We start from the raw sequence: 13,885 nt of genomic DNA, 5'->3' as shown, positions 1-13,885 counted from the left end.
ATAAATTATAAAGGAGAAGGATATGGATCGAGTTATTGGAATTACCGGGGGCATTGCAAGTGGTAAAAGCAGTGTAAGTACGTATATTAGAGAGTTAGGTTTTGTTGTTGTCGATGCCGATGTGGCAGCTCGTGAAGTAGTCGAGCCTGGTGAAGAAGCTTATCATGACATAGTTAAAGCGTTTGGCGAGGACATTTTGCTGTCGGACGGGGGAATTGATCGTGCCAAATTAGGTACGCTTATTTTTCATGATGAAGATAAAAGACTGCGTTTAAATAGCATTGTCCATCCTGCTGTGAGAAAGAGAATGAAGGAGCAGACAGAAAAAGCTTTTCAAGATGGAGCGGAAACGGTCTTTATGGATATTCCTCTTTTATTTGAAAGCAAGCTGACGTATATGGTGGAAAAGTCTCTGCTCATTTATGTGGATGAAGAGGTACAGCTTCAAAGGTTAATGAAACGCAATGATTTATCGGAAAGTGAAGCACTCGCTCGCATTCATTCCCAGATGCCGTTAGTTGAGAAGAAAGCGTTGGCAGATGCTGTTGTTGATAATAATGGAGAATTAGAAGAAACGAAGCAACAAGTGCTTGCTATCCTAAAGCAGTGGGATATACGATAAAGTATAACGTTTGCTGGCAAGGAAGTTCTTTATCCTTTGTTGCGGGTTTGCTAAACTAATCAAATGGAGTAAAAAGTGAATGAATTTGATTAAAAAGAAGAAACTAACAATGTTTCTTCTTTTTTGATGAATAAATTTAATTTATTATAACATTTTTATAGCACTTTTTGACACAAATATGTTATACTAATTGTATATGAGGTTATAAAAAGTATAACATTAATTTCGGGAGGGTCCAAACAAAATGAATGCAAGAGTAGCGATTAACGGATTTGGGAGAATTGGTAGAATGGTTTTCCGTAAAGCCATATTAGATGAAGGTTTGGACATTGTAGCGATCAATGCCAGTTATCCTGCTGAAACTTTAGCGCATTTACTTAAATACGACACTACACATGGTAAATTCGATGGAGAGATTGTACCAGAAGAAGATGCACTTGTTGTAAATGGACGTCGTGTTCAATTAATAAATAATCGTGATCCAAAGCAATTGCCTTGGAAAGAACTAAACATAGATATTGTAGTTGAAGCAACAGGAAAATTCAATCATCGTGATAAAGCAGCTGCACATCTAGATGCAGGGGCAAAACGAGTTATTTTATCAGCACCTGGTACGAATGAAGATATTACAATTGTTATGGGTGTAAACGAAGAGCAACTAGACATTGATAAACACTTTGTTATTTCAAATGCTTCTTGTACAACAAACTGTTTAGGTCCTGTAGCAAAAGTATTAAATGAAAAATTTGGTATCGATAATGGTTTAATGACAACTGTTCATTCTTATACAAATGACCAAAATAATATCGATAACCCACATAAAGATTTAAGACGTGCCCGTGCTTGTGCAGGAAGCATCATTCCTACAACAACAGGCGCTGCGAAAGCTTTATCTTTAGTATTACCTGAATTAAAAGGAAAACTACATGGTATGGCGTTACGTGTTCCAACACCAAACGTTTCTTTAGTAGACCTTGTTGTAGATTTAAATCGTGATGTAACGGCAGATGAAATTAATGAAGCGTTTAAAGAAGCTTCTCAAAGCGAATTCAAAGGAATTATTGAATACACAACAGAACCGCTTGTATCGGTTGACTTCACAACAAATCCACACTCAGCTATTATCGATGGCTTGTCTACAATGGTTATTAGTGATCGAAAAGTGAAAGTACTTGCTTGGTATGATAACGAGTGGGGCTATTCAAATCGTGTTGTTGATCTTGTTAAATTAGTAGCAGCTAAATTAGAGGAAACTTCCCAAGTACATGCTGGTTAAGGCTTAAGCATGGAGTTTTATGGACCTACTGCAAAATAGCAGTAGGTTTTTTATATTGTTAGCGCTGTTAAATAATATTGTCAAAAATCCGCAATGTTATTTTGCTTGAAATTAACAATAATAATAAATTATTTCTGTTATGTTGAAAATTAAAAGTCGGTTGCAAAAGAAAATCAAACATATACTATGAGTCGTGAGCTTTTTCATAAAAGGCTTACCTAACGACTGCTTAAAGGGTTAGGACCTCTTTGGACTAACTTTCCCCGGTAGTTATTAATGTTCAATTTATAAAATTCCTAAATCTGTTTAAGGGGGAAGCTTAAACATGGAAACAATGGGTAGACATGTTATTTCCGAACTTTGGGGTTGTGACTTTGACAAATTGAATAATATTGAGTTTATTGAAAGAACATTCGTTAATGCCGCTTTAAAATCAGGTGCAGAGATACGTGAGGTAGCTTTTCATAAATTTGCTCCTCAAGGAGTAAGTGGAGTTGTTATTATTTCTGAATCACACTTAACGATTCACAGCTTTCCAGAACACGGATATGCAAGCATCGATGTATACACATGTGGAGATTTAGATCCAAATATTGCGGCAGATTATATTGCTGAAGCATTAAATGCCGAAACGCGTGAAAAGATAGAATTACCACGCGGGATGGGCCCAGTGCACATAAAGGCAACTAAAATAGGTGTATTATAAGGTTTGAACATACAGAGGTGCTGTAGAGCATCTCTTTTTTATAGCTCGGTATGTGTCGTTATTGATTCTAGCCTCGCACAACTGAGCCCTCAACTGTGTGATAAACAATATGGTGTACGAAAGTCTTTTTATGGAGACTCCCCGTTGATTTTGCTTGTACTCTTAGCTTCTTTTAGTTAAGATAATAATAAAAATGGAGTTCTCTCACTGTATATGATGTAGAGAGTAGTACATAAACGGAGCTGATAATAATGAGGTGCCCGTCATGTCAATACAATGGAACAAGAGTGCTCGATTCACGACCTGTGGATGATAGCAGATCCATTAGAAGGCGTCGCGAATGTGAGTCTTGCGGTTTTCGATTTACGACATTTGAAAAAGTAGAGGAAATACCGTTAATTGTCGTTAAAAAAGAAGGTACACGGGAAGAATTCAGTCGTGACAAAATTCTTCGCGGCTTAATTAGAGCTTGTGAAAAGCGTCCAGTCCCATTAAAAGGCTTAGAAGAAATTACGAATTATGTTGAAAAAGAATTGCGTAATAATGGAATTTCTGAAGTAAAAAGCGATCATATTGGTGAAATGGTCATGGATAAGCTAGCGGATGTGGATGAGGTAGCTTACGTGCGATTTGCGTCCGTATACCGTCAATTCAAAGATATTAACGTTTTTATTGATGAATTGAAGGAATTATTAAATAAAGAACGAAAGTAGAGCTAAAGATAAACCTTTGGCTCTTTTTTCGCTCATCTTGTAAAATGTAATGAATACAAAGGAATTCTTTGAAAGGTTTGAATGAAGATGTCGATGCATTGGCAAGAACTGCTTCCCGCAGATCAATATAGGGTATCTTCAGCGGGAATGCTGCACAATTATGATCGGAATGTACTTACTCGCCTTTATCAACCACTTATTGGTCCCATTTGTTTGAGCCTTTATATGAGTTTATGGAGTGAGCTTGAAGAGAATCGACTTTGGGCAGAGCCAACAACTCATTATTCACTTATGAATACGATGGGGCTAAACTTGAGTGACATTTATGAAGCTAGACTCCAGCTCGAAGGAATCGGATTGCTGAGTGTTTATAAGAAGAAAAATGGTGAAACAAAGGAGTTTGTATACGAGTTACATCCACCGCTATCGCCACAGCAATTTTTTACGGACGGTATGTTAAATATTTATTTGTTCAAAAAGATTGGGAAAGGTGCATATAACCGATTGAAGAAGTTCTTTTCGGATGATGTATTGCCTGTGCGAGAGTATGAGAATGTAACAAAAACTTTTGCTGAAGTTTTTGCTTCGGATCATTCTTTATATGTAAGTGATGAGGCAGAAGGTGCGAAAGAGCCGTTGGTTCGTCAACAGTTTATTGATCGACAAGAGGGAACTCTTCCGACAGGGTTTGAGCATCAATTTGATTTTGATTTATTAATGGCAGGTTTGAAATCATCGTTAGTGCCAAGAAAAGCACTAACGCCCCGTATTAAAACAACGATTGCCAAGCTTGCTTTTCTATATGACATTAATCCACTTGAAATGCAGAAGTTAGTGCTTGGAGCCATATCCATTGATGATGAGATTGAGGAAGAACACTTACGTAAATCAGCGCGTGATTGGTATCAAATTGAACGGCATGCTGATATGCCCTCGCTCGTTAGTCGTGTACAGCCAGTCATTTATCGCACTCAAATGGATTCGCCAAGGAATCAAGAGGAGGAGCATATTCAGCGTTTAGAAACAGTCTCCCCGTTGCAACGGCTTAAGCAACTATCGAATGGTGCTGAAATTGTAGAAGCTGATTTAAAAATTGTTGAAGATATTATGCTCAACCAAAATTTAAATCCTGGTGTGGTGAATGTGTTAATTGAATACGTAATGTTGAAAGCAGAAAAGAAATTCACAAAGAATTATGTTGAAAAGATTGCTGGTCATTGGACGCGCATGAATGTTGTCACTGTTAAAGAAGCGATGGAGTTAGCGAGAAAAGAGCATCGTAAATATCAAGGTTGGGCAGATAGCAACAAATCAAGCGCAAAAGGCAGTCGTCAAAAAGCAACGCGTACGGAAATGGTTCCGGCCTGGTTAAATAAAACAGAAGAGAAGCAGACTGAACAAAAGAAAGCGGCAACCGTTTCTGATGAACAGAAAAAAGCGATATGGGAGCAAGTGAAAAAGTTAAATGCAGGAGGTGATCACGCTGATGCAAAAGATTAATTCAGCCTTAAACAAATTGACGAATGGTACAAAGTTTCAGCAGCGTTATGAAGCTTTAAAGCAAGAAGTGATGGAAGATGAACACATTCATGATTTTTTACATGAAAATCGATCCATTATTACAAAAGAAATGTTAGAAAAAAGTGTCGGGAAACTGTATGAATTTTCGACACAAAGCAAGAAATGTGATAAGTGTCCAAGTTTAGATGGTTGTGTGAATATGATGCAAGGATATTATCCAAAGCTTGTGATTCAAGGGAATGCTCTGGATCTTCATTATGAAGTCTGTCCACGGAAAGTAGTAGAAGATGACAAACGAAAACGCGAGAAGTTAATTCGCAGCCTATATGTACCGCGCGATATTCTCGCGGCCAATATTGCCGACTTTTTAGAAAAGGACGTATCGGATGAACGATACGCAATAGTAGGTAAGGTAATGAGTTTTATCAATGATTATATACCAGGTCAAAAGCAAAAAGCACTTTATATTCACGGGAAATTTGGTGTTGGAAAAACCTATTTACTAGGAGCGATAGCGAATCAATTAGCCGAGAAACAAATATCATCGTTAATTGTATATTTTCCCGACTTTTTGCGCGAGCTTAAAGGCTCGATTGGAGATAATACAGTGAATGAAAAGATTGAAATGGTAAAGACGGCTCCTGTACTAATGATTGATGATATAGGCGCTGAATCAATGACGAGCTGGGGTCGAGATGAAGTGCTTGGGCCAATATTGCAATTTAGAATGCTTGAGAATTTGCCGACTTTCTTTACCTCGAATTTTAACTTTGATCAGTTAAAAAATCATTTAACTTTTTCTCAGCGAGGGGAGCGGGAAGAAGTGAAAGCGGCGCGAGTAATGGAACGTCTTCAATATCTGGCAGAACCGATTGAGCTAGAAGGTAAAAATCGAAGACTGTGAGTGGTGACCTGACCTAGTTTCAGGTCACTTTTTCTATTTGATTGGCTATTCTACTTCTAAACAAGTCCTAACCTCCATATATATAAGCATAAAATGTGCGGGTTAGGGGGGACAAAGATTGGTTCTTATTTCATTTCAAAATAATAATGAGGCATTAAAACTATTACAGTTTGTCTCTGCCCATTCTCTAGGGGGAGAGCTGCAACAATATATGATATGTACGCCGGAACAAGGTTTAAAATTAGACTTGGAAGAACGGCCGATTGAAAAGTGGCTAGCGATGCTTACAGATGTTTTTCATAGTTTCCTAGTAGAAGAGAAGCTCCAATCAGTACTTGAACAGGTTATCATTCAAAAGTTTCTATATCGTGAGCGAGATGAAATTGATGGGATTCTACAAATTGCGTCTTCAATTTTTGAAGGAGAGAGAAACACGGCTAGAAAGCCTTTGTTCGGGGAAGAAAAGCAAATCATTAAGGACGGTTTGCAAACGATCTTAACAAGGAAACTGTCCTTTTCGTTTGATTCTTTTATAACCTTTCGTTTAAAGTCCTTTCATCAATCTTTAGAAAAATATGCGATGCTCGCAATTGATGAGTATAAACTTGAACAAGATTATCAGAGCTTTATTGCTACATTGCGGGATTTCTTGCATAAACGTACTCCCAAAATGCCCTATCTTCACCTCGTTTATCAAGACGCTTTTTATTTTTATGATGCTTCTTATCGAAAGCTTGAACGGCTTGAAATTAATGAGTTAGTCGATCGCCATTTGTTGGCGAATAGTTCGATTTATATTGAATCCGTGACGCTCGCTCCGCTTTTATCCATCGCTCCAGAGCGGCTTTATATTTATACGGATGATATGGAACAAGGGCTGATTCAAACGGTAAAGCGAATTTTTGAAGAACGTTCGGTTGTATTGCCGTTGAATGCTTTTTGTATGTATAATGATTAAGAAAAAATCACTTGCATTTCCGAGTAGTACGGATTATAATTTGCTACATACTACTTCAATTAAGTTTTTTAAAAGTTATGATGAGGACATGGGTATTCTAACCCCGATTTTTAGAGAGGGAGGCCTTGGCTGTAAGCTTCCTATTCGGCTAGAACACTTACCACCTTTGAACTTCGGCTCGGAAAGCTATTGTAGCGATTATGAGTTGACGGAAAGCTGCCGTTACCAAGCTTCGAGTGTCATTTTGTCTATTGGCAAAATGAAACGAGGGTGGAACCGCGGGTTATAATTTTGTTTACTAAGCTCGTCCCTGTTTTAGACAGGGGCGGGCTTTTTATATTGTCCAAATACCTTTCCGAAGGGAATAAGACAAATTGAGCACACTACTATAACGTAGTGAAAATGTAGAAGGAGTGAAACTGTATGTCTGAATTAGTAAAAATCTCTTTTCCTGATGGCGCAGTGAAGGAGTTTAATAAAGGCACAACAACAGAAGAGATTGCAGCATCTATTAGTCCTGGTTTAAAAAAGAAATCGATTGCTGGTAAATTTAATGGGGAATTATACGATTTAAAACGTCCTATCTTAGTGGATGGAACAATTGAAATTGTGACACAAGATACAATCGATGCCCTAGAAATTATGCGTCATAGTACAGCTCATTTAATGGCCCAAGCGATTAAACGTTTATATAAAAATGCAAAGTTTGGTGTTGGCCCAGTTATTGAAGGCGGTTTCTACTATGATATCGACCTTGAAGAATCATTAACACCAGAAGACTTACCATTAATTGAAAAAGAAATGAAAAAAATCGTCAACGAAAACTTAGAAATTAATCGTATTGAAGTAAGCCGTGACAAAGCAATTTCTCGTTTTACAGAAATTGGCGACAATTATAAATTAGAGTTAATTGAAGCAATTCCGGCCGATCAACAAGTAACAATTTATGAACAAGGAGAGTTTTTCGACCTTTGTCGCGGGGTTCATGTTCCGTCGACAGGAAAAATTAAAGAATTTAAGCTGTTAAGCATTGCTGGTGCCTACTGGAGAGGCGACAGCAAAAATAAAATGCTGCAACGTATTTATGGAACAGCTTTCTTTAAAAAAGAAGAGTTAGCAGAGCACTTACGCTTGCTTGAGGAAGCAAAAGAGCGTGACCATCGTAAAATCGGAAAAGAATTAAACCTATTTATGAGTTCACAAAAAGTAGGTCAAGGTCTTCCGTTATGGCTTCCAAAAGGGGCAACAATTCGCCGTACAATCGAACGTTATATTGTCGATAAAGAACAGCGTCTAGGTTATGATCACGTGTATACACCAGTTATGGGTAGTGTGGAATTATACAAAACATCTGGTCACTGGGATCATTATCAAGATGGTATGTTCCCTGTGATGGAAATGGATAACGAGCAACTTGTTCTTCGTCCAATGAACTGCCCGCACCATATGATGATTTTCAAAAATGGAATTCATAGTTATCGTCAGCTTCCAGTTCGTATTGCTGAGCTTGGTACAATGCACCGTTATGAAATGTCAGGCGCATTATCGGGCTTGCAGCGTGTGCGTGGAATGACATTAAATGATGCGCATATTTTCGTTCGTCCAGATCAAATTAAAGACGAATTTAAACGCGTAGTCAATTTAATTCTAGAAGTATATAAAGACTTTGATATTAAGGATTATTCATTCCGTCTTTCTTACCGCGACCCAGCAGATACTGAGAAATACTACGATGATGATGCAATGTGGGAAAAAGCACAAGGTATGTTAAAAGAAGCGATGGATGAGCTTGAGCTTGACTACTTTGAAGCTGACGGAGAAGCGGCATTCTACGGTCCAAAACTCGATGTTCAGGTTCGTACTGCACTTGGAAAAGATGAAACATTATCAACTGTTCAATTAGATTTCTTATTACCGGAACGCTTTGACTTAGGTTATGTTGGTGAAGATGGAAAACAGCATCGTCCGGTCGTTATTCACCGTGGTGTAGTATCAACAATGGAACGTTTCGTAGCATTCTTAATTGAAGAATATAAAGGGGCATTCCCAACTTGGTTAGCACCGGTTCAAGCGCAAGTTATTCCAGTTTCACCTGCTGTTCATCTTGATTATGCAAAAGAAGTTCAAGAAAAATTACAAGCAGCTGGCCTTCGCGTTGATTTAGACACTCGTGATGAGAAAATCGGTTACAAAATTCGTGAAGCACAAATGCAAAAAATTCCTTATATGCTCGTTGTTGGAGACAATGAAGTGAAAGAAGGAAGCGTAAATGTTCGTAAATATGGCGAACAAAAATCAGAAACTATTTCGTTTGAAGAATTTTCAGCGCTTATTCAAGCAGAAGTGAATCGTTAATGCAGGAGAAAGGCACAGCAGATGTGCCTTTCTTTTTTTAGCTCTGTTAATGAATATTGTGGATTTATAAAATTTTTGGCTTATTAGTGTTAAATTTCCATTTTTGGGATACTACTGTCCGTTAAGTGTGGGATAAACGACAAGATAATTGAAACAAATCGTTTTATGCTCTAATATGAAGAGAGAATCTTTTGATAAATGGGGTTGTTGCTATGCAAGAAGGGCAAAAAAAGAAATTTATCTTTTTGTTTGGACCGGCTTTTTTAGCTATTGTTATTTTATTAATACTTGATAATTATCGCCAATATGCGATTGTTCCTGTTTTGCTTTTTTGGATTCTCTTTTTTTCGTGGGACGCGTTTGATAAAAGAAAGAAAGAGAAAGAGGATTCAAAATAACTTTCAAAAAATATGTATTGTCAAACGTAAGGAAATTTGATAAGATAATTTTTGTTGAGAATAACCATTTATGTATTTGACAAATCATCTGTGTTTATGATATATTCTCTAAGGTAAATTGAATACGAAATTGAGGAAAGAAGAGGCACCCGCTTCTCACCTGGTTGACGCTTTGTAGTAGTTAACAGGTCATGATTTGATTATTTGGAATTTCTAAATGAGTCTATCTGTGTGGGTGCATTCTGTACCCGCACTTTTTTATTGATTGAGCATAAATGCAAGTGCAAATCATGTAAGCGAGTTGTGAGCGTTGCCGTTTTATCTCTACGTTCGTATTCGCTAAATAACCTTGGAGGTGGCTAACTATTAGTAAAGACGCGATGGTGAACGAAGGCATCCGTGCCCGCGAAGTTCGTCTTATTGACCAAAATGGAGAGCAACTTGGAATTAAAACGAAATTTGAAGCATTGGAAATTGCCGCTCGTGTGAATCTTGATCTAGTTTTAGTTGCTGCAAATGCAAAGCCTCCTGTAGCCCGTATTATGGACTACGGAAAACACCGCTTCGAGCAGCAAAAGAAAGACAAAGAAGCGCGTAAAAATCAAAAAGTGATCAATTTAAAAGAGGTTCGTCTGAGCCCAACAATTGAAGAGCATGACTTTAACACGAAGCTTCGTAATGCTATCAAATTCCTTGAAAAAGGGGATAAAGTAAAAGCTTCTATCCGCTTTAAAGGACGTGCAATCACACATAAAGAAATCGGACAACGCGTATTAGATCGATTTTCTGAAGCGTGTAAAGAAGTGGCTACGATTGAAACACATCCAAAAATGGATGGGCGCAGCATGTTCTTAGTACTAGCACCGAAAAACGAAAAGTAATTGTAATGAGGAGGAATACCTTATGCCTAAAATGAAAACTCACCGCGGATCTGCTAAACGTTTCAAAAAAACTGGATCCGGCAAACTTAAGCGTTCAAAAGCTTATACAAGCCATTTATTTGCTAACAAATCTACTAAAGCGAAACGTAAACTTCGCAAAGCAGGTCTTGTAAGCACTGGTGACTTCAAACGTATTCGTCATATGTTAGACAACATTAAATAAGTTCGATTTATCGAGTCAAATAGGAGGGAAATAACATGCCACGTGTAAAAGGCGGTACTGTTACTCGCAAACGTCGTAAAAAAGTTATAAAATTAGCTAAAGGTTACTATGGTTCTAAACATACTTTATATAAAGTAGCTAACCAACAAGTGATGAAGTCAGGAAACTATGCTTTCCGTGACCGTCGTCAGAAAAAACGTGATTTCCGTAAATTATGGATCACTCGTATCAATGCTGCAGCTCGCATCAACGGTCTTTCTTACAGCCGTTTAATGCACGGTTTAAAGCTTGCTGGTATCGAAGTAAACCGCAAAATGCTTGCTGACCTTGCTATTGCTGATGCACAAGCATTCGCTCAATTAGCAGACGCTGCAAAAGCACAATTAAACAAATAATTTTTTATAAGTCATTCTCTGTAACAGAGAATGGCTTTTTTCATATTTTAAAAGGGGGAGAAGCTTTTGTTTACTATGGTGTACATGATCTTTATTAATATTCTTGCGTTTACAATAATGGGGATAGATAAGAAAAAAGCACGCAATGGGGAATATCGTATTAGTGAAAGAACGTTATGGATAGTAGCTGTTATCGGTGGAGGAACGGGCGCTTATCTAGGTATGAAGCAGTTTCGTCACAAGACAAAGCATGCTTCGTTTAAATGGGGGTTTCCTGTTTTAATGGTGATTCAGCTGGGCTTGCTTGTAACGTATGGAATAGATTAAGTCATACGTAGGCTATAACTTGTATATGCTTGTAAGAACAGCAGCGTGATAGACGGAGGGAGAACATGGATGAGAAATTGGCGATTGTCTTAAGTTATATTCAGTCTGGTAGTGTGTTTATGCCTTTTGTGTTTATTGCTTTTCATGTGCTCCGGCAACTTCTATTCATCCCTGTTATTGTCGTGTGTATTTCAGGTGGTATTTTATTCGGCCCTGTTTTAGGTACAATATATTCTATTATTGGATTAACATTGTCAAACCTTTGCTTTTATTTTATTATTGGAAAATTCCCGAAAACTAGAGATAAGCTGTTGCTTTTAAAAGATAAGCTGTTCGGCAATCACAAGCTGAACAGCTCTCAAATTGCTATACTAAGATTGCTTCCTTTTATTCATTATTATCTTCTCTCATTTTGTTTGATGGAATCGAATAAAGGCATTAAACATTACCTCTACCTATCGTTTTTAACGAACATTCCACTTGCTTTTGTCTACACGGTGTTTGGCCACTCTATAGCTAATTTTAGTTCAACATCTCTTATCATTATGTTAGTAGCGATTACGTTTCTTATATATCTAGTACGAGAAAGGCGAAATGTCGTCCCTTGGAGGGAGTTTTTTCGATATAAGGATAAAGGCTGAAGATTTTGAGGCAAATGGGTAAGACTCTTCATTTTTGATAATCCGTGACGTACCTTTTTCATAATCATAGGCATAGCAAAAAGGCTGCCTAAAAAGTTTAGGGCAGCCTCTTTGTTTTGTTTTATGCTCGATCAAAAAGAGAGTTTCCAGCAATGCCTGGTTTCGTCATTTCGAATGGATTTAAAATTAAGTCTAGTTCTTCTTCTGTTAGTACGTCATACTGCAAGCAAAGCTCCCGAATTGGTTTTCCTGTTAGAATCGCTTCACGAGCAATCCGTGATACGACTTCATAGCCTAGATGTGGATTAACTGCGGTAATAATACCAACGCTATTGTCCACATATTCTTTCATACGTGTTTCGTTTGCTTCAATGGCTGATAAACAGTGATCGGTAAAGGTTCTGAAACCATTATTCATAATACTAATTGATTGTAATAAATTGAATACGAGAACAGGTTCCATAACGTTTAATTCTAACTGTCCTGCTTCTGATGCAAGAGAAATTGTATGGTCGTTCCCGATTACTTGAAACGCAATTTGGTTAATCACTTCGGCCATAACCGGATTCACTTTACCAGGCATAATGGAAGAACCAGGTTGACGTGCAGGTAAGCTAATTTCACCAAGTCCTGCGCGTGGACCGGATGCCATTAAACGTAAATCATTTGCTATTTTGGACATGTTTGTCATACAAATTTTTAGTGCTGCTGATACTTCTGTATAACAATCGGTGTTTTGCGTTCCATCAACGAGATGCTCGGCATGAATAAGTGGCAATCCGCTAATATCAGCTAAATACTTTACAACGTTTTCTATATAGCGAGGGTCTGCATTTAAACCTGTTCCGACAGCAGTTGCCCCCATATTTACTTCATATAAGTTCTCACGTGTTTGACTAATTCGTTTAATATCTCGTGCTATTACGCGGCTATATGCTTCAAATTCCTGTCCCAAACGAATCGGAACAGCATCTTGCAGATGAGTGCGGCCCATTTTAATGATATGATCAAACTCTTGTGCTTTTTTCTTAAATACGACATGCATATCATTCATTGTTTCTAGTAATTTATTTAATAGATTGAGTGTTGCAATATGAATGGCAGTAGGAAATGCATCATTTGTCGATTGTGACATATTTACATGGCTATTCGGACTTAATTCACCGTATTCACCTTTATTATTTCCCATTAGTTCTAGTGCACGGTTGGCAATCACTTCATTGGCATTCATATTTATGGAAGTACCAGCGCCGCCTTGAATAGGATCAACGATAAAGTATTCGTGCCATTTTCCAGATAGGATTTCATCTGCAACTTGAACGATTACATTACCGATGCCTTCGTAAAGGCGCTTTGTATCCATATTCGCCATCGCTGCCGCTTTTTTAACGATTGCTAGTGCATGAATCAATTCTTCATGAATTTTATATCCTGTAATCGGAAAATTCTCCACTGCTCGCAGTGTTTGAATACCATAGTAAACATCCGCAGGAATTTCTTTTTCACCTAGAAAGTCTTTTTCAATTCGATATTTTGTTTTTAACATCGTAGTCCCTAACTTCCTTATATAATTTTTAGATCAATTTAATATCATTTATAGATTGATCTTCTCTATCATAAATGTTTTTATGAAAAATTGCACTAGAAAAGTTTACAATTTTACAATTTTCATAGTTAGTTAAAGAAGAGAACGGGGGGAGATGTAACTTGGTCTTTGTCATTGTTCTTTTAGCTCTACTTTTTCCGTATCATCACGTTTGGGAATCACTTTATTATCGCGGACTTAGCTTCTCATGAATCCATGACCGTTCGAAATACTAAAAGAATTAACCGTTGCCCTTGCCCCTTTTTCATAGCAAACACCCCCCCTGCTTCTTTCATGAATGAAGCAGGGGGGTGTTTCTGTAAAACAATGAATGATTGTAATAAAGTGAAACTTCCATTAGAGGAGGCTTCTTATTTAAT

Annotated in this window: 15 protein-coding genes and 1 other annotated feature; of the genes, 14 read left to right on the top strand and 1 reads right to left on the bottom strand. The window is 37.6% G+C overall.

Going from position 1 to position 13,885, the window contains the following annotated elements; all coding sequences use genetic code 11:
* The first annotated feature begins 22 nt into the window (after positions 1-22).
* From coaE to BAOM_RS18750, 14 genes are all read left to right on the top strand, one after another.
* Positions 23-622: a dephospho-CoA kinase gene (gene coaE, locus BAOM_RS18815; protein WP_127761601.1), complete on the top strand. Its 600-nt coding sequence runs from the start codon at positions 23-25 to the stop codon at positions 620-622.
* Between the two features lie 244 nt (positions 623-866).
* A complete protein-coding gene (locus BAOM_RS18810) occupies positions 867-1,898 on the top strand; it encodes a glyceraldehyde-3-phosphate dehydrogenase (protein WP_127761600.1) in 1,032 nt (343 codons plus the stop codon).
* A 325-nt stretch (positions 1,899-2,223) separates the two neighbouring features.
* Positions 2,224-2,604 (top strand): adenosylmethionine decarboxylase, encoded by a 381-nt coding sequence (gene speD, locus BAOM_RS18805; RefSeq protein ID WP_127761599.1) that lies wholly within the window; start codon positions 2,224-2,226, stop codon positions 2,602-2,604.
* A gap of 251 nt (positions 2,605-2,855) precedes the next feature.
* Complete coding sequence (nrdR, locus tag BAOM_RS18800) at positions 2,856-3,317, top strand: transcriptional regulator NrdR (protein WP_127761598.1); 462 nt, start codon at positions 2,856-2,858, stop codon at positions 3,315-3,317.
* An 87-nt stretch (positions 3,318-3,404) separates the two neighbouring features.
* A complete protein-coding gene (locus tag BAOM_RS18795) occupies positions 3,405-4,817 on the top strand; it encodes a replication initiation and membrane attachment family protein (protein WP_127761597.1) in 1,413 nt (470 codons plus the stop codon).
* The gene (gene dnaI, locus BAOM_RS18790; RefSeq protein ID WP_127761596.1) at positions 4,804-5,742 is read left to right on the top strand and encodes a primosomal protein DnaI; all 939 of its coding nucleotides are present in this window, start codon (positions 4,804-4,806) and stop codon (positions 5,740-5,742) included. Before BAOM_RS18795 ends, dnaI begins: the two co-directional genes overlap by 14 nt.
* A gap of 118 nt (positions 5,743-5,860) precedes the next feature.
* On the top strand, positions 5,861-6,700 hold the full coding sequence (ytxC, locus tag BAOM_RS18785) for a sporulation protein YtxC (protein ID WP_127761595.1): 840 nt from the start codon (positions 5,861-5,863) through the stop codon (positions 6,698-6,700).
* A 423-nt stretch (positions 6,701-7,123) separates the two neighbouring features.
* Complete coding sequence (gene thrS, locus BAOM_RS18780; RefSeq protein WP_127761594.1) at positions 7,124-9,055, top strand: threonine--tRNA ligase; 1,932 nt, start codon at positions 7,124-7,126, stop codon at positions 9,053-9,055.
* A 212-nt stretch (positions 9,056-9,267) separates the two neighbouring features.
* A complete protein-coding gene (locus BAOM_RS18775; RefSeq protein WP_127761593.1) occupies positions 9,268-9,453 on the top strand; it encodes a hypothetical protein in 186 nt (61 codons plus the stop codon).
* A gap of 131 nt (positions 9,454-9,584) precedes the next feature.
* Positions 9,585-9,719, top strand: a sequence feature (ribosomal protein L20 leader region).
* A gap of 114 nt (positions 9,720-9,833) precedes the next feature.
* Positions 9,834-10,334 carry a translation initiation factor IF-3 gene (infC, locus tag BAOM_RS18770; protein WP_127761592.1) on the top strand — a complete coding sequence of 167 codons (501 nt, stop codon included), beginning with the start codon at positions 9,834-9,836 and terminating at the stop codon, positions 10,332-10,334.
* A gap of 22 nt (positions 10,335-10,356) precedes the next feature.
* The gene (gene rpmI / locus BAOM_RS18765) at positions 10,357-10,557 is read left to right on the top strand and encodes a 50S ribosomal protein L35 (protein WP_119116810.1); all 201 of its coding nucleotides are present in this window, start codon (positions 10,357-10,359) and stop codon (positions 10,555-10,557) included.
* Between the two features lie 35 nt (positions 10,558-10,592).
* Positions 10,593-10,952 carry a 50S ribosomal protein L20 gene (rplT, locus tag BAOM_RS18760; RefSeq protein WP_119116809.1) on the top strand — a complete coding sequence of 120 codons (360 nt, stop codon included), beginning with the start codon at positions 10,593-10,595 and terminating at the stop codon, positions 10,950-10,952.
* Between the two features lie 66 nt (positions 10,953-11,018).
* Positions 11,019-11,279 (top strand): DUF1294 domain-containing protein, encoded by a 261-nt coding sequence (locus BAOM_RS18755; RefSeq protein ID WP_373995308.1) that lies wholly within the window; start codon positions 11,019-11,021, stop codon positions 11,277-11,279.
* Between the two features lie 65 nt (positions 11,280-11,344).
* A complete protein-coding gene (locus BAOM_RS18750) occupies positions 11,345-11,920 on the top strand; it encodes a TVP38/TMEM64 family protein (RefSeq protein ID WP_127761591.1) in 576 nt (191 codons plus the stop codon).
* Between the two features lie 121 nt (positions 11,921-12,041).
* On the opposite strand, the gene aspA is transcribed toward BAOM_RS18750, so the two are convergent.
* Positions 12,042-13,466, bottom strand: coding sequence for an aspartate ammonia-lyase (aspA, locus tag BAOM_RS18745; RefSeq protein ID WP_127761590.1), 1,425 nt, complete (start codon positions 13,464-13,466; stop codon positions 12,042-12,044).
* Positions 13,467-13,885 lie beyond the last annotated feature (419 nt).

This window comes from Peribacillus asahii (assembly GCF_004006295.1).
Taxonomy (GTDB): domain Bacteria; phylum Bacillota; class Bacilli; order Bacillales; family DSM-1321; genus Peribacillus; species Peribacillus asahii_A.
This window is presented reverse-complemented; position numbering and strand designations above follow the sequence as displayed.